Source organism: Spirochaeta cellobiosiphila DSM 17781, assembly GCF_000426705.1.
GTDB classification, from domain to species: Bacteria; Spirochaetota; Spirochaetia; order DSM-17781; family DSM-17781; genus Spirochaeta_E; species Spirochaeta_E cellobiosiphila.
This window is the reverse complement of sequence record NZ_KE384554.1, coordinates 20,706-44,317: the sequence shown is the minus strand read 5'-3', so window position 1 is coordinate 44,317 and position 23,612 is coordinate 20,706. Positions and strand designations below refer to the sequence as shown.

The following is a 23,612-nucleotide window of genomic DNA, read 5'->3' as shown; positions in this document are numbered from 1 at the left end:
ACATTAATGCGCCAAAAACTATTATTATTAGTCCTATTATTTTCTGCACACCTACTGTGGGCAGAAAATAAGGACGTTATCGTTCTTATGGATACATCTTCGTCCATGTTTGACTCCTATAAAGATGTTAATGATTATCTTTTTACAGATCTTCTTAAGAAACATCTCAATATAGGAGATCACTTTTATTTTATTAGTTTTGATGAAAAACCAAATTTGGAGATTACACGTCAGATTAATTCAAAGGCTGATATAGAACAAACTCTAAACCAACTATTATTAATTCAACCATTAGGGGAATACACGGATCTATTATTAGCATTAGACTATCTACATCAGTATACCAGTGATTTAGCTCCTGAGAGCCAGAAAGTCATCCTCGTATTAACAGATGGAATACATGATCCTCCTCCAGGATCAAGTTATGTATTTAATTCTCAAGAGGCGTTGAAAGAGGCTATCAAGAAAAAGGGAGATATTCTTCGTCAGGAAGGATGGAATATTAATTTAATTCAGATCAATGAAAAGCAAGATGACCAGATTGATATTGAAGTTAAAGACTCTACTTCTGATTTAGTTAACACTGAGGAAGAGTCTTCTTCTCAAACTGATTCAAAGGGAAAGACGTCCTCCTCTAATAGTATTAATCCAGCATTAAACAAAGAAGAACCAAAAGATAATTCAGAACCTTTAGGTACAAATGTGTACGAGGATTTGTCTAATGAGTTAAATACTCCTGTTGTTAACTTTGAACAAACAGAAGATATGTCAGAAAAAGCTCTTGGTTTACCCAGAATTACAATGGAAAGGGATTTGGGGATTATTAAACGTTCTGGAAAAATTAAGATACATCTCATTAATAATACCAACCAAGCTAACTTAATTAAAATACGAAAACTATTTGTTGATAATCGTAATGTTTTGGCAAGTCCTGTTGATATTTTTCTAGATCCTCAAAAAGAAAGGAATATTAAACTATCTGTTGATTTCCCATCATCTATTGAGAATGGACAACAACAGGATGTGTTCCGGTTTAATTTTGCAAAAGGGTTTGATGCAACTCCTAATAACTTTGTGATAACTTATGAATTGAAAGAAAATGGCTTCTTCGATAAGAATATTGTTTTAATTATAGCTACTCTTTTTGTAGGTGTACTTGTTATTATTATATTGTTTTCTGTATTCTTAAAGATCTCTCATTCCATGTCTCTTCCTCTTGCTTCCCGTAATCGGGAACAGGAAAATGTGGTGCACAATTCCAGAGCTTCTTATAAGGAAGAACAACAAAAGCAAACAGCTTTGGTTAGTGATAATGATATCTCTTCACAGACCAGGAATCCTTCGGTGAAGAGAACGTCCTTATCTACTTCTGGAGGAAGTTCTTCTCCAACAGCTAATAGCCTACCACTACGTACAGAGAAAAAGAGATCTCATGTTAAAAAAGGTCAAAAGATAAGTCTTGCTTCTTTATCCAATAATTCTGATGCAACAGACTTGTCTTCACCCTCTCCACAACATTATGGAGAACAAAGAAGAGAAACCCCATATAAACCACCGATCATGGCTTCACTAGACGAGAATGGCTTACCAAAAGCTCTATTAATGAGGGTTTTTATGGAAGGCGGTTTAGTGGAACAAAATAGATATCAAGGGAATTTTAATACGAAATATTTTCAGGATGGTCAAAGCCATATAGTAGGTGGTCGTAATCATAGTTTTAAGATTTTTCTTAAACCTATAAATGGATACATTGGAAAGATAACATTAGAAAACGGTCATTATAACTTTTACCGTAATCAATCTAATAACAATGTACTTAATACAGAAGAGTTAATTAAAGATTGTGTTGGAGTGGAGATAAAAGTAAAATCTAAAACCAACCAGATACTTTCCATATATTTTGAACCTTACCGTTCACCTTTGGATGAACTAAATGCTCTTATGCGTCAGGTTCGTTCTTCTTAGTTTCTGATTCATTGGCTTTGTCTACAGCATCCTTGGACATGCCCATTTCTTCTAGTACGGAGTAAGCATATTTTCTTAGAAAACCGTTTTGCTTTTCTCCTGCTAGAGGGATTATTTTATTCTTCATACCTGTTAGATTATTATTTTCAATACCTCTTAAGCCATATATCTGGATGATATAATTCTTGTGAGTGAGAAACTTTTCATAAAGGCTACTGAATCCAGAATATTTTGTTGTTGCTATGTTTTTACCAATAACATCTAGTATCCATGATTTATCTTCATCCCATTCCTCTTTCATTACTTTTTCAATTGAGGACTTCAGACTGCCCTTATCATGTTCTAATAGTACAAGAAAAGCTTTTTGCCGTAATTTAGGCTTAGTATCTTTATTCTCAAATAATTCCTTGAGATAGCTTTTACCTTTACCCGATTCGAATTGACCTACAGTATCCATAGCCTGAAGTTGAACCTTTTCGACTGGATCCTTCCTAGCCATATAAATAACATTATCCAGAGCCTCTGTATATTTCTTCTCCCCTATTCCTTTAAGGGCTTCAATTCTAATCTTCCAGTAAGAATCTCGTAAGGACTTAATAAATAGTTCTGATAGATCTTCATTTTTATGTTTAATTAAAGCGCCTAAAGCTTCCGTCCTAATAAAGGGATCTTGATCAGTCATAATGGAAATTAGGACATTGTGACTTTCACTAGTCTCTATTTCTCCTAATGCCCATATTGCAGCCAAACGCATATCCTTATCTTCTTCATCACTATCAGCGATTTTAATAATACGTTCTAGAGTGTCTATATTATGAATACGTCCTAAGCTTCGTAGTATTTCAGGACGAACACTATCGTCTATATCGTCATCATCTAATAAATCCAATAAGTGCTTAGCATCATCAGCATCTCCAACAGCTCCAAGATCTCGTATGGCTTCTAAAGAAATAACTCGGTCTTCATCTTCTAAATAATCATCCACTACAGAACGTAAATCTTTATACTTGATGATTCGAAGATAGGATAAACTAGCTAATATCGAGGCTTGGTCATCAAAAGCCTCAGTCTTTAAGGCATTAAGGGCCCATTCTGCTGCGATATCAGTCTCTTGCTCTTTGAACAAATCAAGTATGGCATTGTTAAGTTTAGTATTTGATGACTGATCCAGTAGTTTTAACAAATCTGCATTATATTCTTCTTCCTTTTCTTTTTTTAAGTCAGTGATGAGACTAATAACTTGATCATCTATTCCGAATTGAATGGTATCTTTACGATCCTGTTTAATGCTCTTTATATCATCATCACCATAAACAGGAGTTATAAGCAAAGATATTAAAAGAAATAAATATATCATCTGCGCCTCTTATTAATTAGTTCACGTATAAAGTCGACTTTAACCAAATAGTAAAAAGTTAGAGTTAGTAGTCCATAGATTAAGGACCCAATGGCTAGAATTGTAAACCCTTCAATAGTACTTCCTTGACTCCATATACCTTTAAGATAATACACAAAGCCAATTAATCCAATTAATGGTACTATAGATCCGACTACACATTTGACAGTTGTGTTTAAAAGAGGAATTACATCATGAAAGCTTACCTTTATCCCCTTGTTAGCAAATAAATAGAATAAGCCTATGATAAAAGATATGGAATTGGCTGTAGCTAAACCAGCAACACCTAATTTGGTGTGCATGAGATATATACTTAATCCGACATCACATATTACAACGAGGATAGAAGATTTAAGAGGTATGAAATAATTACCTTGGCTATAGAAGTATCGGTTTGTAAAATTATAGGCTCCGACAAAAAATAATCCGATTGTGAATTGAATAAGCACCTTATTAGTCAGAATTGTTCCTGCAAGGTCAAAGTTTCCTTTCTGTAAGGACACTGCGATTAAAGGTAAACCTGCTACAAATAGATATAAAGAAGAAGGAATTTGAAAACTTATAAGATTACTTAACCCTCTCAACATTGTAGACTTTGCCTTTTCATATTCTTTATTAGCAATTTCCTTACTCATCTTGGGAAATAAGACAGTAGTAGTAGCATTAGTGAATAATCCATAGGGCAATTGCCAGAAAACAATGGCATAACTAAAGGCTGCAATACTTCCTTCTGTCAATCTGGAAGCTAAATTATGAGCAACCAGTTGATTTACAGTGAATATAGAAGAAGTTACCATAATAGGAAGCCAGTTTGTTAAAACTTTCTTCATTAAGGGGGATTGAAAGTTAAAAGACGGTATTATCGAAAATTTTTCGCGGAAGAATACCGGTAATTGGATGAGTATCTGTAATACTCCTCCTACTAAGACTCCAATGACCATACCAAAAGGACCTAATTTTTTATAAAAAACAATTATAGAACTTATGACAGATATAGAAAAAATAATGGGAGTAATAGATGTTAAGAAAAAACGTCCCTTCACATTTAACACTGCCATAATGACAGCACTTATGGAAACCAATGGCAAATACCAAATAAAATATTTAAAGATTTGCGAAGCCAAAACGCGTTTAGCCTCATTATCATAAACTAAAAGTGTATTTATAATAGGATAAGAAAAGAAAAGTACAAGCAAACCTAAAGGTATAAGTACTATTAATTGGAATCCCAAAAGTGATTTTGTTAATTTAACCGCTTCTTTAGGATCTTCCTTTTCAGCTAAACTTAGAGACGGTATAAAGGCACTTGATAAAGCACCTTCAGCCATCAATTTCCGCAGGTTATTGGGGATATTAAATACCCCATTAAGAACATCTGCAATCCATGTTATCCCAAAATACTTAGCTAAAATCATAGTACGAACATATCCAAGAATACGGGAAAGCAAAGTACTAGCCATTACAATAGCAGTATTACGTGATGTAGATCTATTTTTGCCCATATTGTCTAAAAAAACTCTCTTTGAAGGAATGAAAATGACCTTCTCTTATACTTTGTCTTATTTCAATCATCATTTGATGTAAAAAATGCAAGTTATGTATAGTTGTCATCATGGGACCAAGGATTTCCTTTGCCTTGAATAAATGTCTAAGATAGGATTTAGAATATGTTTGGCAGGCATGACATGTACAACCAGGATCGATGGGTGTAAAATCAGTCTCATATTCTTTTCTTTTAAGAGCTATAATACCGTTTCTCGTGAATACTGTTCCATTCCGGGCTATACGCGTAGGATAAACACAATCAAAGATATCGATTCCATTTTCTACAGCTGCAAAAATATACTCGGGAGTTCCTATACCCATGAGATAATGAGGTTTTTCTGAGGGTAAATAACTGGCAGTCATTTCTAAATGCTTTAAAAACTCCTCAAAAGGTTCTCCTACAGATAACCCCCCTATGGCCACGCCTGGTGAATCTAATTCAAGGATTTCGTCGGTAGACTTTCTTCTTAAGTCCTCGTAAAAATTACCTTGGATAATTAAGAAAAGTTTTCCCAAATAGTCATCGGGAGCTTCTTTTCTTTGAGCCATACTTCTAGCAGCCCATCTAGTAGTTCTATCAGAGGCTTCTAAAGCTTGACGATAATCAATACCGGGTGCTGTACAAACATCAAGTGGCATCATAATATCTGAGCGGAATATGGTTTGTATATCAACTACCTTTTCCGGGCTGAGCTCATGATAAGCTCCATCTATATGAGAACGGAATCTCACTCCTTCTTCTTTTATTTTGCGAAAAGGCGCCAAGGAAAATACCTGGAATCCGCCTGAGTCTGTTAAAATATTGTGATTCCAATTGGCAAATTTATGTAGACTTCCTGCTTTTTTAATAATTTCTATACCTGGACGTAAATAAAGATGATAAGTATTACCAAGTATTAAGTTAGGCCCAATTTCCTCAATACCTTTATGACTAATGGCTTTGACAGCACCATTAGTACCGACAGGCATAAATGCAGGAGTTTGCACATCTCCATGTGGAAGATGCATAACCCCATTTCGTGCTTTACCATCGGTTTCCTTAATTGTAAACATTAAAACTCCTCTATGTTTTAGCCTTGGAGAATAAAAAGACTCCAAAGATGAAGACAAAAATCACACCAAACCATGCACCAAATGCAGGTGGTAATATATCAAGTTTTGCCATTATTACAGTAACTAATTGGATTACATAATATCCAACTCCTATAATAAGACTGGATAACAGACTCATTAATAGAATATTTTTTTTAAATCTTCCACCCAAGGCACAAGAAATGAAAGCCACAATAAAGGGTGTAAAAGCAAAGGCAAACCTATTGTAATAATCAGTCAGAGCTACTTTATAGGGAAGATTACCTTTTTGCAAGAAATGAATATACTCTTTTGCTTCAGTTAAATTCATCTCATCAATATCTGTTGTTTGTTTTTTAAAAACTTCAGGATCTTCATTGAATTTCTCTTCAGATATTTGATCATAATCTTCTTCGAAATAAACTTCATTCTCAGAAGATTTTAAGAAAACTCTCGCTTTATTAAATGTCCACTGTGTATTTCTATATTCTGCATAATCAGCATCAATTCGTCTGAGGATAGTACCATCGCTATTTCTTTCAAGGTAGATAAGGCCTGATAATGTTTTTGTTTTATCATTGTAATAATTAGCAAAATATACGATTCTCCCTTCCTGACTCATTTTGATAACATTGGAATTACTATAATTAGTTTGTTGATGTAATAATTCTCTAGATAGATTATTTTTATTTTTGTAAGTAGGAATAACTACATAATTATCAAAAATAAGACCAGTGACAGATATGAGTAAACCTAATATAAAAACGGGGATGGTCAGATATAGTAATGAGACGCCAGAACCAAATACAGCTATAAGCTCATTATTTGCATATAAATCACCTAAAGAAAATGATACAGCAAACAACAAAGCTACTGGTAAGGAAAAGGATACACATTTAGGTAGATATAATAAAGCAAGATATGCGACCTGTACTAAATTGACTTCATTTTGAAGATATCTCCATAAATTAGTAAATAAATCCAGTAATTCTAATATGGTTACAAAGAAAAAAACGGCTACAATAAATACAGGTAGAATTTTCTTTAAAAGCATTTTTTGTAGTATCATCGTTTTAACCTGATACTAAAGAGGATTAATCCTAATGTAAACATCAAAATATTAGGCGTCCACATGGAAATCACCGGGTTCAAATTTGCTTTATACCCCAAAGTTCTTCCACTAACCAATAGTCCCCAATATATGAGTGATAATAAAACACCAATTCCAAAACCAACAGATCGGCCGCTACGTTTGCTAAATAATCCAATAGGAAACGCAATAAAGGTAAAAACAATACATGAAAAAGGAAGGCTAAATTTCTGATTAAATTCTAATTTCCAACTATGAATAGAACGATCTTCTTTTATCTTCATTTTAGATCGTTCTAAAGTTCTAAGTTTTCTTTTTAGATCTGTGTCATCATATCTATACCGCTTTAAATCTACGGATTCAGAAGTACTACTGGAATAAGCTACACTTAAATCAAAAAAATTCTTATCAATTGACCTTCTATTCTCTGTCTTCTTAACTAAAAAATCTTTTTCTTTCTTTTTTATCTCTTGATAAACATCATACGAACTCATTTCTCTTGGTGAGAGGTTTTGTACTTGATTTGTTAAATCTTTAAGTAAAATATTATATAACATTTTATCACTTTCAAAATATTCAAAGTCATTTTTCACTTTTTTATCAGGTGTCAGACCTAAGACATCAAGTAATTTAAGACTTAATATATCGCTATTTTTATCTCCTTTTATCAACTCAGCTGAGGATGAAGATATAACACGATTATTTTTTTCTGTATCTTTATCAATGATAAGAAGATTATTGATAAGATTGTCCTTTACATCTCCTGTTATTAGTACAGTATCATTAATTTTTTTGACCATATAAGATTCTAGTTCTAATTGAGGCATTTGGTAGACTATTTTCTTATAGTGTTTATTGAAGTTAAGTATTCCCAAAGGTAAAAAATAGTCATTAACTATAAAGCTCATTAAGGAAATAATAATAGATAAGCAAAAAATCGGAATAAATATCCTAGGTAATGATACCCCTACAGCTTGCATAGATAATATTTCGTTATCTGATGATAAACGGCCAACTGTCATCAAAGCTCCCACCAAGGATCCAAAAGGAGCTGATAAAGCAATAATCGCCGGTAGACTAAAAAAAATTAATAAGAGGACATCCCACAGGGGTATTCTTTTGGATAGTATAACTTCAGCTAAAACTAGTATCTGATTAACAAAAAATAAAAAGAAAAAAAACAGAAAACTAACGAGAAAACTGAAAATAAGTTCTTTACTTATATATATGTAAATTTTTGTATAACTTCTTCTCATAATTTTTGATATTGAACAAGATAAACACCATTACCTAATGTTCCAAGAACGATATAGTCTTTTAGTACTGATATGGCTGCAACATCTTGTGACAAAAAACCATTATTAACATTAAACGTTTTTATATGATCTGCATCCTTTATTAACGAAAAACCACCACCAAAGGTACCTACAAATAACTCAGTTTTATTAGGAACAATATCAAGGATCCAATCATCTCCTAACAAAGAATTACTTTTGTTAATATTAGATATTTTTTTTCCATCATAAAAATATAGTCCTTTACCATAAGTACCAATAACTAGCATACCTTTCCACAAGCTTAAAGAACTTATATTTAATTGATTATTTAAAGCCTTTATAGGACGATCAAATTGAGAATCATTTATTATCCAAAGTCCTTTATTCACAGTTCCTACATACAACTCATTCTTATATATTTGAAATACTGTATAATTATAATCACCACCATGAATCATCTTATATTTACCTTCAGTGAGGGTCCATATACCGTTTTCCAAGGTTGATATATACATAACATTATTTTTTATTATGATATCCTGTATTTGACTAATTTGTTTATCTAACGAAAGTGGTATCAACTGCGATCTTCTCTTGTTGTATACAGATAGACCAGTATATTGACCAATATAAATCTCATTATTATAAGATATTATTTTTCGTATTGCCTGTGACTCTAAACTTGGTTTTGGTGGCTGAATAACAATAGAATCGCCAGTATTAAAACTGTATCTTAAGATTCCACCATTCCAAGTTCCTATCCATATATCTTCATTATCAACTAGAATTTCAGATACATTATGATCCTCTAATTGGTAGATAGCTTGATCAACCTTAAAATACAGTAACCTATTTCTTAATAATTCAAAGAGATTGCTCTCTTCTTTAGGTAAATTATTTTCTTTATCTATTCTGGAAAAATAATAATATGCTTTATCTTTCTCTTCTTTTTCAAATAAAAAGTAGTCACTAAAAATTAAATTTATTTGGTCGGTATAATAGTATTCAGGAAGATCCTGTAATGTTTTTATAGCTACTGCTTTTAGCCCTTGTTTATATAGAAAAACACCCAGCGCTTTTCTATATTGGTTTTTAGTAAGTTCATCCCGAGATAGATAAATGTTTTTTTCAAAATCATTTATTATTTTTGATGGTTCTTTCTGCTTTAACAGGATATCAATATTTGGATTATGGACTAGTTCTTTATATGATATATCCTCTTGTTGAGCTAATGAATATAAATGTGTAGAAAATAAGAAAATAAAGAGAACTTTACTGACCTGATGAACCAAATCCCTTATCTCCCCTTTCTGTGCTGTCAATGATTAGCACTTCTTCAAAACGTGCTTGAATAAGTGGTGCCACAACCAGTTGAGCAATACGCATACCATCCTTAATGGTAAAGTCTTCTTCACCTAAATTGATCAACAAAATTTTTATTTCACCTCTATAATCCGAATCTATTGTTCCAGGGCTGTTTACTAGAGTTACACCATTTTTATAGGCTAATCCTGATCTTGGCCTAACCTGGATTTCATATCCAGGAGGTATTTCCATGAATAAACCAGTAGGAACAAGAGCTCTCTTTCCTGGTTTTAATAGAATCTCTTTATCCAGAAGAGCATAAACGTCTGCGCCAGCAGCTTCAACAGTAGCATATGAAGGTTTACGTGCTCCCTTTTTATATTTAATTGTTATCTTATTCATCCAATTACCTTTATCCATGAGTCAGCAACTATCCTTTCAAGGTATTCTTCCAAATCCTTGTCACTAATGGAATTTATAATTTCTATATACTGGGTAGTGTCAAGTAATGGCCAGTTGGCCACACAATGATTAAACAACCGTTTTGTGTGATATTCATAGTCATTATCTGACAACAACAGACTTCCCGTAAATTGACTTCTTGCTATAAGCCACTCTTCACTAGTGACACCTTTCTTAAGGCTCTCCAATTCATGATACATGGCATCTAATGTTTTAGTCTTATACTTTTCACTTGTGTTGGCATAAATTTGAAAGAATTGCAAATCATTATAATCTTGATAAAAAGACCCAACACTATAACACAGACCTAATTTTTCCCTGATTTTCTGGAACATGCGAGAACTCATAGTCTCACCAATAACATTAGAACATAGCTGTGCTTTAAGTGAATCTTCAAGAGAGGGAGTCCCTTCTATAACTTTTGATAGTAATATTTGAATCTGATTAAATTCTGATTTTAAAACTCTTCCTTTATTTTTATAAGAAGTTACTGCTTCAAAACTTGGTGAATTACCTGATCTAATAGGTAATTCGCTAAAGAGTTCTACTATGTTTATACTTTTATAATTGCCAACAATTGTAAAAATAAGGTCTTTTGTGGAAAATATATCATTATAAAATTGTCTAATAGATTCTGGTGTTATTTTCTCGATAGTCTTGCGTAACCCTGCTATAGGATTTGCCAATGAATTTGTTTGAAATATTTCCTGAAAATTGCATTCTTGTATTAAATCATCAGGATCATCTTTAATGGCTTCTATTTCATTAACCACAACACTAATTTCACGCTTAATTTCTTTGGGATCAAACAAAGGTTCAAATAACATACTGACAATGGTATCAAGTCCGATAGCTAATGAATCTGTTGGTATCCATATTTGAAAAAATATTTCTTCTTTATCAGTATATCCATTTATCTGACCACCAGATTTTTCTATATTTGTTGCTATTTGTAGAGTAGAAAACTTCTTTGTGCCTTTAAAAAGGATATGCTCCAAAAAATGAGTATATCCATTTATGGACTTACTTTCATGCCTGGAACCAAAAGGAAGACCTACTCCAATGGCGCAGGTCTTCACGTTCTCTATTGGTTGCTGAATTAATGTGATTCCGTTTGAGAGAATTTTTTTGCTAATCAAGTACTATACTTACCGTTTTTGAGGTCGGCTTCCTCCAGGACGTTGGCTTCTCTTCTTCCAAACTTCTTCATCAACATCTACAATACTTAAATTAAGACGTCCCATTTTATCAATTTCTACTAATCGAACTTTAACAGCATCGCCTTCTTTAAGAACATCTGTCACTGCACCTACTCTTTCAGTAGACAATTTAGAGATGTGACATAAACCTTCTTTATTTGGAAGGATTTCGATAAAAGCACCGAAATCAACAATTCGTTTAACAGTTCCGTCATAAACGCGACCTTCTTCTGGATCTTCAATCATACCACGAAGTTTTGTTTCAGCCATTCGAGCGCCATCACGTTTCTTACCGTATATCGTAACGGTACCGTCATCTTCAATATTAATTGAGGCATCACAAGATTCAGAAATTGCTTTAATGTTTTTACCACCAGGTCCAATAACCATACCAATCTTATCTGGATCTATTTTCATACTGATGATTTTAGGAGCCAATTCAGACACATCTTCCGCAGGATCATGAATAGTTTCAGACATTTTTCCTAGGATATGCATTCTTCCTCTTTTAGCCTGATCCAAAGCTTTTTCCATTAAGGCACGACTGACATTAGATATTTTAATATCCATCTGAAAGGCAGTGATACCATCTTCTGTTCCAGCAACTTTAAAGTCCATATCTCCAAGATGATCTTCTTCACCAAGAATATCACTTAGAATAACATAGTCGTCACCTTCACTTATCAATCCCATTGCAATCCCAGCAACAGGTTTTCTAATAGGAACTCCAGCATTTTGTAAACACATAGAACTACCACATACAGTTGCCATAGATGATGAACCATTAGATTCCAGTATTTCTGACACTATTCTCAATGTGTAGGGAAAAGACGCTGTTTCAGGTAAGACCCCTTCAATAGCTCTTTGAGCTAAGTGACCATGTCCAATTTCTCTACGTCCTGTTCCCATACGTCCTGTTTCACCAACACTAAATGGTGGAAAATTATAGTGAAGCATAAACTTAGCTCGTTTATCTCCATCTATATCATCCATAATTTGTTCATCGAATACAGTTCCTAAAGTCGCAACGGCTAAAGCCTGCGTTTCACCACGAGTAAACAAAGCAGAACCATGAGTACGATCTAAGACATTAACTTCTGTTGTAATATTTCGTATTTCTTCCGGATTTCTATGATCAGTTCTTTTTTTATTATTAAGGATTGAAGAACGAACAATTTCTTTTTCCCATTTGGCAAATAAATCACTAAAGATTTCTTTATTCTCATCGCCAATTTCTTCACCATATTCTGCCCATGCAGATAATTTTAGATCTTTTATGGCCTTATATCTAATATGCTTTCCTATTACAAAACAAGCTTCTTCTAAAGCACTGTAATATTTGGTCTTAATGGCATCTTCTTGTTCTAGTACAACGGTTTCCCACACAGGTAAAGACAGCTTTTCATTTCCTACTTTATCAGACAGTTCGACAATAGCGGCACATATTTGTTTTAAAACCGGCTCAGCTTTTTCAATGGCGGATATCATCTGTTCCTCAGAAACTTCTTTACCTCCACCTTCTACCATTGTAATTCCATCATTAGTACCAGCAACAACTATGTCTAAGCGACTTTTACTAATTTGTTCAAATGTTGGATTAACAATATAGTCATCACCGACGAGAGCAACTCGTACAGCGGCAACTGGGCCATTAAAAGGAATGTCGGATATGGAAACAGCAGCAAATGCGGCTACCATTCCTATAACATCAGGAGGGTTAATTTGATCTGTAGATACAGTTGTTGGAATAACTTGTATTTCTCGACCAAACTCTTTATAGAAAAGAGGTCTCATTGGACGATCTATCAATCGACTTACCAATATCTCTTTATCTTTTGGTCGTCCTTCTCTCTTAAGGAAACCACCAGGTATTTTACCTGCGGCATAGTACTTTTCGTTATAATCTACAGAAAGGGGGACAAAGTCCAACTTTTCCCCCTCTTTTGCAGAACAACATACCGTAGCGAGAACCGAAGATCCCCCATAAGTGGCGAAAACTGATCCGTTTGCTTGTTTAGCCATTCGTCCAGTTTCTAGGATCAGATCTTCTTCACCGATCCTTATGCTTACACGATTTATCATTCTTTATCCTTGTTATTATTTACGTAAACCTAGTTCTTTGATTAAGCTTCTGTATTTATCAATATTAGTATTCTTAAGATACCTTAGCAATCTTCTTCGTCTTCCTACGAGTTTTAGAAGACCTCTTCTTGAACTATGATCTTTCTTATGTGTCTTAAAGTGTTCTGTTAACTCTTGAATTCTCTTAGTTAATAATGCTATCTGTACTTCACTAGAACCTGTATCCTGTGCACTTCTTCCAAAATTAGATACAATCGTCTCTTTTTTGCTCTTATCCAAAGACATATTTACTCCTTACTATGATTCAAAAACAATACAAACTGGATTAGATCCGTCCTTTTGCACCCACCTAATTTTATCCTCATAGACTTCAAGCTCAGTTGAGCAGAGAGTGTTATTTTCTCCCTGAATTGTAATCGGATATACACCGGTTTTAGGTAGTTGATAAGGAATATCATTTTTATAAATAACGTATACTCCCTCTTGTTCATATGCCTTACCAAAAATATTTATATAATACTTTCGACCTAGCATATCATTAGCTTTTTGCAAGTTCCCATTTTGAATAGCTAAACGAATTGTCGAACTACTAACTTTCTCAGAACCCAAAAAAACTGGATCAATTATATCAACTTTAGTATTGCTATTATGATACCTACTCTCTATATCTCTAGAATTGGTATCTCTATCTTTACCACAATGAAAATTGAATCCGATGGTTATTTGGCGAAGGTCGGACTTTTTCTCAATTTCCTGTAGAAAATCTTCTCCTGTCAGTTTACTAAAATCGGGAGAAAAGTCAATCAGTACAACCTCATCTATCCCCATTGAAGCAAAAGTTAAAAGCCTATCGTCAATAGACATCAATGATTTCATTTTATTAGACTTTCGAAAGCTCTTAGGACTATTACCGAAGGTAAAAACTATCGAATATAGATTTTTATCCAATATATTAGCTATCAAAGATTTATGTCCTATATGAACACCATCATAAACACCAATAGTTATGGCAGATGGTACCTTTTCACTTGTTTTTGCACGAAATTTGTCCCACGATAGCACATTCATCAGTCAAGCCGTTCTAAATAATAATATTTTAAACTTCTATTTGCAAATTCTACAATTCCCACAAAAACGTCATCTTCTCTATAAAGAAAATAAGTACCCTCGATTTCGGGTGGCTCTATAAAATACTCTGGATACAATACCTTTCCATCTTTTGTATAACTATAGTAGTCGGGCTTCAAGTAAAGACTATCCCAATTAAACAATTTCTTAAGCAACTCATCACTTCCTATGAGTACATTTTGTTTATAATCTTCTAAGTTGAAAGGTCCTATACTAGTTCTGCGTAAGTGTTCTAAATGTCCACAAGAGTTCAAAGAATATGCAATATCTCTCGCCAAAGAACGTACATAAGTACCTTTTGAACAAAAAACTTCAAATTTTAGAGTTTCTTCATTATAAGATACGGCTTTCAAGCTTTTAATATCTATTTTTCTTATAGGGGGTTCTACTTTTTCACCGCTACGAACACGTTCATAAGCCCTTTTCCCATTAATGTGGATTGCTGAATATGCCGGTGGTATCTGATTAATTGTACCAAGAAAAGTAGGCAATACCTTTTCTATTTGATTCAAATCGGGCAAATTAGCAGTCTTAATTACTTGTCCTTCGGGATCAAGAGTGTCAGTTTCAACACCAAAACTCATAGTAGCAATATATGATTTATCTAAACCTGAAAAGAGAGCATTTAATTTGGTTGCACGTCCAACTAATACAATCATTAAACCGCTGGCAAATTTATCCAAAGTACCAGCATGTCCAACTCTTTTAGTATTTAGTTTTCTTTTAATTGTACCAAGGAATTGAAAAGATGTCTGACCTATGTTCTTATCAGCTAATATAATTCCATTAGTTATCATCAGACTCCTTAGTTAGTTCATCTATTTTTTGGTTTATTATAAAACCCTCTACTATAGATGAGTCTGCTACAAATACCAATTTAGGAATATTTCTCATTCTTAGTTTTTGACCTAAATGCTTTTGTATAAAACCTGCCGCACTATTTAGTCCATTAACACCGTTTTGAAGTTTGCTCTCCCCTTCAATAGAGGAGATAAACACTTTAGCATTAGTAAGATCCTGGGCAACTTTTATCCTTGTAATGGATAAAAAAGAACTAACCCTAGGATCTTTTATTTCTTCATGACTAACTAGACGACTTATTTCTTCTCGGATTAAGTTACCTATTCTTTCTGGACGAAACTTAGCCATTTGTAAAAATACTCCCTACAACTTCTTGGCAATTTCTCGAATTTCATAAACTTCGATAGTATCACCAACCTTCAAGTCATTGTAATTTTCTAAACCTACACCACATTCATATCCACGATTAACTTCTTTGACATCATCTTTAAAACGTTTCAATGATGAAATCTTTCCATTGAATATCTGAATACCATCTCTAATGAGGTTAACCATTGCATTTCTACGTATTGTACCATCTGTAACCATACAACCAGCAATAACACCAATTTTAGGAACTTTAAATGTCTCACGAACTTCTACAGAACCAATAGTTTCTTCTTTAAGCTCAGGACTTAACATACCTTCCATGGCTTCTTTGATATCTTCAACAGCGTCATAAATGATATTGTATTTCCTAACTTCAACCTTTTCTTCTTCAGCAATAGACAAAGCCTGAGGGGTTGGTCTTACATGGAATCCGACAATGATTGCGTTTGATGCTGCAGCTAAATAAACGTCATCTTTTACAATTGCACCTGCTGCCGCATGTATTACATGAAGTCTGATTTCACTAGTACTTAATTTCTCTAGTGATACCTGTAAAGCTTCTACAGAACCATGGACATCACCTTTAATGATTACCTTTAATTCCTGAACTTCACCATCTTGTATGGAATCATATAGATTTGCCAGAGTGATTTTCTTAACATTTTTAGCATCCTCAACCTTTTTGAGTTCTTGTCTTTTTTCTCCAATCTGTCGTGCAAACTTTTCAGTATTTGCCACTTGGAAAGGATCTCCAGAATTAGGAATTCCAGTAAATCCAAGAATCTCGATAGGCATAGAAGGACCAGCCTCTTTCACTCTTTCACCACGGTCATTAAACATAGCTCTCACTTTACCATAGTGAATACCACCAACAAAACTATCACCTATTTTAAGTTTACCTTTCTCAATCAAAACAGTAGCAACGACACCACGTCCCTGATCAACTTTTGATTCAATGATATGACCTTCAGCACTTCTTTCAGGATTAGCTTTTAACTCCATCATTTCTGACTGTAACAATATTGATTCTAATAGACCATCAATATTTAGCCGCTTTAAAGCAGAGATTTCGACAAACATTGTTGAACCTCCCCACTCTTCAGGGATCAGTTCATATTCTGACAATTGCTGCTTAACTCGATCAGGATTTGCTTCTGGTAAATCCACCTTATTAATAGCTACTATCAAAGGTACTTTAGCTTCTTTAGCATGGTTAATAGCTTCAATAGTCTGAGGCATAACGCCATCATTTGCCGCAACTACCAATACAACTATATCCGTAATCTGAGCACCTCTAGCTCTCATCAAAGTGAAGGCTTCGTGTCCTGGAGTATCAAGGAAAGTAACAACTTTACCATTCTGTGTGGTTACTTGATAGGCACCAATATGTTGTGTGATCCCACCGTATTCACCAGCAACAACATTTGTTGTTCTTATTGCATCTAATAACTTGGTTTTACCATGATCAACATGTCCCATAATAGTAACAATAGGTGGTCGTTCAGTAAGATCAACATCTTCGTCTTCTTTTGATTCAATAATTGTCTCATCGTATAAGCTAACCAAGTTAACTTTACACTTATATTCTTCAGCTAAAAGAGTTGCTGTATCTGCATCAATCTGCTGATTGATGGTAACCATCATACCCATACCCATTAATTTACCAATCAGATCACTTGCTTTTAAGTTCATCTTTCTTGCCAATTCAGAAACAGTTATTACTTCCATAATATCGATTTCTTTTGGAACAGGGTTCGCTTTTTGAATAGACTTCTTTTTCTGAGTGAACATTTTTTCTGTATGTTCTTCTCTTTTCTTTACAAAACTATTCTTAGACTTCTTTGCCTTAAATTTCTTTGCAGATGTTTTTTTACCATCCGTAATGGAAGGTTGTGCTGTTGCATTATTGTTTCCACCACTTCTGTTATTACCACCAGCATAACCACCTCGGTTATTACCACCTGGTCTATTGCTATTGAAAGAACCTCTTCCTCCAGAATTGTTACCAGGTCGGCTATTAGGCCTTCGATCATTACCTTGTCTGTTGTTATTGTCCTTATTAAACGGTCTTCTAACAGCATCCCCGGTACTTTCGCGTTTAGGATATCTTGGTCTATTTACATTATTACTTTGACTTTGATCTCTATCACGATAATTACGTCTCTCTCCTTGAGGACGATTATTATTATCACGGTCTCTGTAATTTGTATTACGACTGTTATTATCTCGACCAGTATTGCTCCGTCGATTATCGAATCTTCCAGACCCACCATTATTGTTAGATCTATCAGAATTACTTCGGTATCCCTGATTATCCCGTGGGCGACGTTCTCTATTATCGTTATTGTAATTGCCTGATGTTTTTTTATCAGGTGATCCATTTTTAGTGAAAGTTTCGTCTGTATCTTCGTCGTTCTTTTTTGCAACGACTTTATGAGTCTTCTTAACAACTTTATGAGTCTTTTTAACTACAACAACCTTCTTCTTTTCCTGCTTTTCATCTTTCTCAGGAACGTCAGTAGACTTCTTGTGTTTAATTAAAGTCGCTTTAGGTTTTTCTTTCTTATCCTCTGGCATGTTCTAATCTTATTCCTTCTTACTCTTCTATCTCTTCAACCTCAAAGCTCAATCCAACTCCACAGACAGGACAAGATGTCATGTCAATAGTAATAGGAGATCCACACTCTGGACATTCATACTCCTCATCACCACTTTCAAATGAATCCTCTTCTGCCTCACCTTCTTCAGGCTGTTCAGATTCGCTTTCCTCTTCCTCAATTATCTCTACATTTTCACTAATTGCTGATTTGATCACCTCAACATCTTCATTGGTCAACCCCTCAATCCCTATTAGTTCTTTGTCCGTCAAGGAAATGAGATCTTCTATCATTTCATATCCCGCATTTGTTAATGCAGTAATCAACCTGTTATCAATATCAGGAAGTTCATCGATGCGGGAGATTTCATCACTACTTTCTTCTTCAACAGTATCAAATAAAGCATTTGCCGCTAATTTTGATTCTAAAGAAATATCCATTTCTTCAAACTGTTCTTCTGTTTTAACATCAATGTTCCAATCAGCCAACCTATTTGCTAGACGGACATTCAATCCTTGCTTACCAATAGCTAAAGATAATTGATTCTCTTTAACCACTGCTAATGCCTGACGTTTTTCTTCATCCAAAATAATAACTTGTATAACTTCTGCAGGAGAAAGAGCATTTTTGATAAATGTTAAAGGATCCTCTTCATAACGAAGAATATCAATTTTTTCACCTTCAAGCTCTCGTACAATAGCTTGGATTCTTACACCCTTCAATCCAACACAGGCTCCAACAGGATCAACATCTTCACGATTGGAATAGACTGCCAACTTTGTTCGATATCCAGGCTCCCTGACAATTTTAAAGATTTCTACTGTATTATCATAAATTTCAGGTACTTCTAACTCAAAGATACGCTTAACAAAATCTGTATGAGTTCTACTTAAAGCTATCTGTAAGCCACTTGAATTTTTATTTACTTCAAAAATTAACGCCTTAATTCTATCTCCCGGACGATAGATTTCCCTTGGTGATTGAAACCTTTTAGGGAGAATTCCTTCAGTTTTTCCAAGATCAACAAAAATATTACCATTTCTTTCTCGCTGGAAATAACCTATGATCATTTCCCCTTCTTTTTGTTTGAACTCAGAATATAATGTATCTTTTTGAATTTCCTTTAGATTTTGCCGTGCTTTTTGTTTAGCAGATTGAATAGCCACGCGATCAAATTCTTTAGGATCAATTTCAATGAGTAATTCATCACCTAATTCACAATCTTCGTTATATTCTAAGGCTTCTTCCAAACTCATTTCAGAGACAGGGTCGTAGACGTCTTCTACGATCATCTTTTTTGCAAACAAGCCGACATTTTCACCTTCTTCGGTTATTTTTACTACAGCATTATCTGCTGTTCCAAAACGTCTTTTGTAAGCAGCTAATAAGAATTCTTCTACAGTTCTAAGAACTAGATCTTCACTAATTCCTCTGTTTGCTACAATTTGCCTTATAGCCTCAGCAAACTCAGATGCCATTTTCTACCTACCTGTTCCTACGGAGTCATCAAGCTTAGCCTTCTGAATATCCTCCGGTGATATATCTATATTTATACCATCCTTGGTAATGATATAACTATTTTTATTTTTCGTTAAGACACCATTAACCCATTCAGACTTACTTTTGAGATATAAACTAACTCCTTGTCCAACAAAAACTTCTAATTCATAAAAAGTCTTGATGTTTCTTGAAATTCCTGGAGATGAAACTTCCAAATTCACATCCTGACTATCTAGTAAGATTTCTAGTTTGGGTAAAAGAATTTCAGATGTTTTTTGACAATCATCATGGGAAACCCCACTTTTCTTATATATTACCAAATCAGCTCTTACTAATCCTTTATTTCGGTGTAAACCGAATTCCAAAGGACATATTTCTAAAGGAGCCAAGATATTCACTACTTCATCAAAAAGGGGATGTTCTGGTTTATCTTTTAACATATACTTCCTTTTTTGGCACAAAAAAAAGAGCCTCTAAGACTCTTGAATACAATTGTCTAACGTAATTTTGACTAAACTAACACTTTTATTAGATACTGTCAACGTTAGTCGCGGCAAAGTGTAATCACGTCAATATTATTAAACCCAATGGATTTTAATGCTGACACACATTGTTTTATGGTATTACCTGTTGTATAAATATCATCAATTATACATATTCTCTTGTTAGTGTATTTCATATATTTTTGAATTTTGTACTTATCAACAGATATCAAGTTTCTATGACGATTTTGAAGGCTTAGTTTTTTCTGCTGAGTATTTTTTATTTTCTTAAGTAAGTATACTATATTCAGATCAAAATGCTTAGCCATGTACTTAGTTATGTCTATAAAGCTACCTTTCTTAGTTAGTATATTTCTTTTTGAAGGTGCTGGAATAATGATGTCATATGAATAAATCCAAGGACTGAGCCTAATAAATAAATCAGCCAGATACTTACAATATCTATCCTCTTTTACGTTTTTAAATGCTTGTATTATCAATTTTATACTCCCTTCATAAGACATTAGAAAGTAAGTATTATAGTTGCTGCTATCAGAACAGGAACTACATTTTTTCATCAATGGACTAGGCAATATAATACCACAATTCTTACAAAAGTTATTTCTAAATATCCCATTGGGAATAGCACAACCATCACAAAAGTGTGTGCCTATATCTATCAAAGATCCACAAAGTTCACAGTATTGGGGGAAAATATCAATTTTCATATAAGGTATACAAATTAATTATCTATATCCCTTCAAAGATTATGTTCATTTTTCCATCTATGTAACAAATTCAAAGCCTGAATTGGTGTCATATTATTTAGATTCATCCCTGCCAATTCTTTGGATATTAGTTCTTCAGGAGAAAATAAACCAGATTGGATTCCAGAATTATTTTTATCAGGAATGTTTATTTTCGAATCAGTATCACCAATTTCATTAAGTATTTGGGTTGCTCGATAAACAACTTCAAGAGGAATACCTGCAAGCTTTGCAACATGAATACCATAGGAATTTCCGGCAGGACCTTTTTTTATTTTTTTAAGAAAAACAATGTCTTCACCCGTTTCTTTTACATCCATACTCAGATTTTGGATCTTTTTACTCTTTAATAGAGTTAATTCATGATAATGAGTAGCAAATAAAGACTTGGCATCTATCTTATCAATGATATATTCACAAATAGCCCAAGCTATAGATAATCCATCATTTGTACTTGTACCTCTACCTACCTCATCCATTATAATAAGACTGTGGTTAGTACTATTTCGTAAAATATGAGCTGTTTCACTCATTTCTACTAAAAAGGTACTCTCTCCCTTTGCTAAATTATCACTTGCTCCAACTCTACAAAATATTTTATCAATTATTCCTATCTGAGCTTTAGACGCTGGAACAAAGGATCCTATTTGAGCCATGATACTGATTAGAGCGATTTGTCTAAGAAAGGTAGACTTTCCTGCCATATTGGGACCTGTTATCATGGCAAAACTTTTTTTATCTGGATCAAGACTTATACCATTTGGTATGAATTCATTAGAAGGCAATGCCTCTTCAACAACAGGATGACGGCCTCCATCAATATTCAAAGTTCTAGAATTAGTGATTTCAGGACGTATATAACCTCTTCTTGTCGCTATATACGCCATTGATTGAAAATAATCTACCTCTCCTATGCTTTGAGATATTTGCTGTAGAATATCAATACAGTCTTTGCATTTTTCACGTATTTCATAAAAAAGTTTTTTTTCTAATTCAATTAAACGCTCTCCAGCGTTGTGTATATTATTCTCCAGTTCCTTTAATCTAGAAGTTACATATCGTTCTGCATTTACTAATTGTTGACGACGTTCAAAATGTTCAGGAACTGCTTGTAAATTCGAATTAGTCACCTCAAAAAAGTAACCAAGAATTTTGTTGTATTTTAATTTTAGACCAGTAATACCTGATTCTAATTTTTGTTCACTGAGATAATTATTTAGAACAACTTTTGCATTATTTTGCAATTGTCTTAATTCATCTACTTCGGAACTATAACCTTCCTTTATGAGCCGCCCTTCTGTTGTCAGAATGCTAGGTTCAGGATGAATACTATTACTAAGTAAAGCCCCAAGAGAATCTATTTTCTTAACATTTGCCTCATCATTTGTCCAAAAGTTTATATATTTATTATATTCTTCTAAAGTTGGTTCACAGGATCTAATATTAATAAGGCTATTGGACAAGGCTAAAAGGTCCTTGCCATGAGCCTTGTCCATGGCAACACGTGTAGTTAATCTTTCAATGTCTTGAATCTTGCTTAGTTGATCACGAATTTTAGACAAAAGAAGCTGGTGTTGATAAAAATACTGAACATTATCATGTCGCTTTTCTATCTCTGATTGATCAATCAAGGGACTCAATATCCATTTTTTTAAAAGACGTCCACCCATAGCAGTTTTTGTTTGATCTAGAACCTTTAATAAAGTAAAAGCTTGATCACCTGTAGTCAGATTTCTTATTAATTCCAGATTTCTTTGTGTTGAATCATCCATTACAAGAAATTGATGATGTGAATAAGTTTTCAATGTCCTAATATGACGGAGATGAGATTTTGAAGTATCTTCCAAATAACTTATCAACACACCAGCTGAGATAACTTCTGGACTGGATTCATTTAAATTGAATGCTTTTAAATTAATTATTGAAAAATGTTCTATTAGTGTTTTATAGCAGCTTTCTTTGTCAAACTGCCAATCAGGATATCTATTGATTACCAAATTAGGTCTAGAGGACAATAGAGCATTGATGCCAGGGAAAATCTCATTGATGTTATCTTGAACAATAACTTCAGAAGGATTTATTCTCTGCAATTCTTTTCTTAAAACCTCTAAACCGTCTTCAATTCTAAAACTAGTGCTCTGGAATTCCCCAGTGGATAAATCAGCAAATGCTAAGGAAAGACTAGTAGAAAAATAGCCTATTACAACAATATAGTTGTTCTCTTTTTGATTTAAATAATTTTCATTAGTTATAGTACCTGGAGTTATTACTTCAACTATTTCACGTTTGGCTATTCCTTTTCCATCGGTTGGCATACTAACTTGTTCACAAATAGCTATCTTCTTTCCATATTTTAGTAACCTTCCAATATATCCCTCAGCAGCATGATAAGGAATCCCGCACATAGGTATATTATGACGCTTTGTCAAAGTTAAATTAAGTAGCGAACTAACTTCGACAGCGTCGTCACGGAACATTTCATAAAAATCACCCAACCTAAAGAAAAGGATTGAGTCTTTATTCTTCTTTTTAATATCCTGGTATTGTTTCATCATAGGGGTTGTTTCAGACATAGT

At 33.8% G+C, this 23,612-nt stretch carries 19 protein-coding genes; 1 reads left to right on the top strand and 18 read right to left on the bottom strand.

Annotated features, from left to right (window positions below):
* Window positions 1–6 precede the first annotated feature (6 nt).
* Window positions 7–1,965 (top strand): vWA domain-containing protein, encoded by a 1,959-nt coding sequence (locus tag K345_RS0106925; protein WP_028973541.1) that lies wholly within the window; start codon window positions 7–9, stop codon window positions 1,963–1,965.
* On the opposite strand, the gene K345_RS0106920 is transcribed toward K345_RS0106925, so the two are convergent.
* The 18 genes from K345_RS0106920 to mutS form a co-directional block, all read right to left on the bottom strand.
* The gene (locus K345_RS0106920; RefSeq protein WP_028973540.1) at window positions 1,940–3,322 is read right to left on the bottom strand and encodes a HEAT repeat domain-containing protein; all 1,383 of its coding nucleotides are present in this window, start codon (window positions 3,320–3,322) and stop codon (window positions 1,940–1,942) included. The genes K345_RS0106925 and K345_RS0106920 overlap by 26 nt on opposite strands.
* Window positions 3,319–4,863: a murein biosynthesis integral membrane protein MurJ gene (gene murJ, locus K345_RS0106915; protein ID WP_037571550.1), complete on the bottom strand. Its 1,545-nt coding sequence runs from the start codon at window positions 4,861–4,863 to the stop codon at window positions 3,319–3,321. The genes K345_RS0106920 and murJ overlap by 4 nt, the downstream gene beginning before the upstream one ends.
* Window positions 4,850–5,959, bottom strand: a complete 1,110-nt coding sequence (tgt, locus tag K345_RS0106910) for a tRNA guanosine(34) transglycosylase Tgt (protein WP_028973538.1) — start codon at window positions 5,957–5,959, stop codon at window positions 4,850–4,852. Before tgt ends, murJ begins: the two co-directional genes overlap by 14 nt.
* Window positions 5,960–5,969: 10 nt before the next feature.
* Window positions 5,970–7,046 carry an LptF/LptG family permease gene (locus tag K345_RS0106905; RefSeq protein ID WP_028973537.1) on the bottom strand — a complete coding sequence of 359 codons (1,077 nt, stop codon included), beginning with the start codon at window positions 7,044–7,046 and terminating at the stop codon, window positions 5,970–5,972.
* The gene (locus K345_RS0106900) at window positions 7,043–8,323 is read right to left on the bottom strand and encodes an LptF/LptG family permease (protein WP_037571548.1); all 1,281 of its coding nucleotides are present in this window, start codon (window positions 8,321–8,323) and stop codon (window positions 7,043–7,045) included. Before K345_RS0106900 ends, K345_RS0106905 begins: the two co-directional genes overlap by 4 nt.
* Window positions 8,320–9,666 carry a ligand-binding sensor domain-containing protein gene (locus K345_RS0106895; protein ID WP_156888336.1) on the bottom strand — a complete coding sequence of 449 codons (1,347 nt, stop codon included), beginning with the start codon at window positions 9,664–9,666 and terminating at the stop codon, window positions 8,320–8,322. Before K345_RS0106895 ends, K345_RS0106900 begins: the two co-directional genes overlap by 4 nt.
* Window positions 9,617–10,051: a dUTP diphosphatase gene (gene dut / locus K345_RS0106890; RefSeq protein ID WP_028973534.1), complete on the bottom strand. Its 435-nt coding sequence runs from the start codon at window positions 10,049–10,051 to the stop codon at window positions 9,617–9,619. The genes K345_RS0106895 and dut overlap by 50 nt, the downstream gene beginning before the upstream one ends.
* A complete protein-coding gene (locus K345_RS0106885) occupies window positions 10,048–11,250 on the bottom strand; it encodes a M16 family metallopeptidase (protein ID WP_037571544.1) in 1,203 nt (400 codons plus the stop codon). The genes dut and K345_RS0106885 overlap by 4 nt, the downstream gene beginning before the upstream one ends.
* 9 nt (window positions 11,251–11,259) lie before the next feature.
* On the bottom strand, window positions 11,260–13,392 hold the full coding sequence (pnp, locus tag K345_RS0106880) for a polyribonucleotide nucleotidyltransferase (RefSeq protein WP_028973532.1): 2,133 nt from the start codon (window positions 13,390–13,392) through the stop codon (window positions 11,260–11,262).
* Between the two features lie 15 nt (window positions 13,393–13,407).
* Entirely contained in the window at window positions 13,408–13,677 is a 270-nt protein-coding gene (gene rpsO / locus K345_RS0106875; protein ID WP_028973531.1) for a 30S ribosomal protein S15, read from the bottom strand.
* Between the two features lie 12 nt (window positions 13,678–13,689).
* The gene (locus K345_RS0106870) at window positions 13,690–14,460 is read right to left on the bottom strand and encodes an FAD synthetase family protein (RefSeq protein WP_028973530.1); all 771 of its coding nucleotides are present in this window, start codon (window positions 14,458–14,460) and stop codon (window positions 13,690–13,692) included.
* Complete coding sequence (gene truB / locus K345_RS20110; RefSeq protein ID WP_053228124.1) at window positions 14,460–15,317, bottom strand: tRNA pseudouridine(55) synthase TruB; 858 nt, start codon at window positions 15,315–15,317, stop codon at window positions 14,460–14,462. The genes K345_RS0106870 and truB overlap by 1 nt, the downstream gene beginning before the upstream one ends.
* On the bottom strand, window positions 15,307–15,669 hold the full coding sequence (rbfA, locus tag K345_RS23105; RefSeq protein ID WP_028973529.1) for a 30S ribosome-binding factor RbfA: 363 nt from the start codon (window positions 15,667–15,669) through the stop codon (window positions 15,307–15,309). Before rbfA ends, truB begins: the two co-directional genes overlap by 11 nt.
* A gap of 15 nt (window positions 15,670–15,684) precedes the next feature.
* Complete coding sequence (infB, locus tag K345_RS0106855) at window positions 15,685–18,267, bottom strand: translation initiation factor IF-2 (RefSeq protein ID WP_028973528.1); 2,583 nt, start codon at window positions 18,265–18,267, stop codon at window positions 15,685–15,687.
* 19 nt (window positions 18,268–18,286) lie between these two features.
* Complete coding sequence (gene nusA / locus K345_RS0106850; protein ID WP_028973527.1) at window positions 18,287–19,765, bottom strand: transcription termination factor NusA; 1,479 nt, start codon at window positions 19,763–19,765, stop codon at window positions 18,287–18,289.
* A 3-nt stretch (window positions 19,766–19,768) separates the two neighbouring features.
* Window positions 19,769–20,227 carry a ribosome assembly cofactor RimP gene (locus K345_RS20105; RefSeq protein WP_053228123.1) on the bottom strand — a complete coding sequence of 153 codons (459 nt, stop codon included), beginning with the start codon at window positions 20,225–20,227 and terminating at the stop codon, window positions 19,769–19,771.
* A gap of 104 nt (window positions 20,228–20,331) precedes the next feature.
* The gene (locus K345_RS0106840) at window positions 20,332–20,997 is read right to left on the bottom strand and encodes a ComF family protein (RefSeq protein WP_156888335.1); all 666 of its coding nucleotides are present in this window, start codon (window positions 20,995–20,997) and stop codon (window positions 20,332–20,334) included.
* A 32-nt stretch (window positions 20,998–21,029) separates the two neighbouring features.
* Window positions 21,030–23,609, bottom strand: a complete 2,580-nt coding sequence (gene mutS, locus K345_RS0106835) for a DNA mismatch repair protein MutS (protein ID WP_028973525.1) — start codon at window positions 23,607–23,609, stop codon at window positions 21,030–21,032.
* Window positions 23,610–23,612: the final 3 nt, after the last annotated feature.

Excerpts from the sequence above, each read along its gene's own strand:
- dut (WP_028973534.1), bottom strand. The coding sequence starts at position 10,051 with ATGAATAAGATAACAATTAAATATAAAAAGGGAGCACGTAAACCTTCA.
- K345_RS0106840 (WP_156888335.1), bottom strand. The coding sequence starts at position 20,997 with ATGAAAATTGATATTTTCCCCCAATACTGTGAACTTTGTGGATCTTTG.
- K345_RS0106900 (WP_037571548.1), bottom strand. The coding sequence starts at position 8,323 with ATGAGAAGAAGTTATACAAAAATTTACATATATATAAGTAAAGAACTT.
- K345_RS20105 (WP_053228123.1), bottom strand. The coding sequence starts at position 20,227 with ATGTTAAAAGATAAACCAGAACATCCCCTTTTTGATGAAGTAGTGAAT.
- rpsO (WP_028973531.1), bottom strand. The coding sequence starts at position 13,677 with ATGTCTTTGGATAAGAGCAAAAAAGAGACGATTGTATCTAATTTTGGA.
- truB (WP_053228124.1), bottom strand. The coding sequence starts at position 15,317 with ATGATAACTAATGGAATTATATTAGCTGATAAGAACATAGGTCAGACA.
- K345_RS0106870 (WP_028973530.1), bottom strand. The coding sequence starts at position 14,460 with ATGAATGTGCTATCGTGGGACAAATTTCGTGCAAAAACAAGTGAAAAG.
- nusA (WP_028973527.1), bottom strand. The coding sequence starts at position 19,765 with ATGGCATCTGAGTTTGCTGAGGCTATAAGGCAAATTGTAGCAAACAGA.
- infB (WP_028973528.1), bottom strand. The coding sequence starts at position 18,267 with ATGCCAGAGGATAAGAAAGAAAAACCTAAAGCGACTTTAATTAAACAC.
- K345_RS0106920 (WP_028973540.1), bottom strand. The coding sequence starts at position 3,322 with ATGATATATTTATTTCTTTTAATATCTTTGCTTATAACTCCTGTTTAT.
- K345_RS0106925 (WP_028973541.1), top strand. The coding sequence starts at position 7 with ATGCGCCAAAAACTATTATTATTAGTCCTATTATTTTCTGCACACCTA.
- murJ (WP_037571550.1), bottom strand. The coding sequence starts at position 4,863 with ATGGGCAAAAATAGATCTACATCACGTAATACTGCTATTGTAATGGCT.
- rbfA (WP_028973529.1), bottom strand. The coding sequence starts at position 15,669 with ATGGCTAAGTTTCGTCCAGAAAGAATAGGTAACTTAATCCGAGAAGAA.
- mutS (WP_028973525.1), bottom strand. The coding sequence starts at position 23,609 with ATGTCTGAAACAACCCCTATGATGAAACAATACCAGGATATTAAAAAG.
- K345_RS0106905 (WP_028973537.1), bottom strand. The coding sequence starts at position 7,046 with ATGATACTACAAAAAATGCTTTTAAAGAAAATTCTACCTGTATTTATT.
- pnp (WP_028973532.1), bottom strand. The coding sequence starts at position 13,392 with ATGATAAATCGTGTAAGCATAAGGATCGGTGAAGAAGATCTGATCCTA.
- tgt (WP_028973538.1), bottom strand. The coding sequence starts at position 5,959 with ATGTTTACAATTAAGGAAACCGATGGTAAAGCACGAAATGGGGTTATG.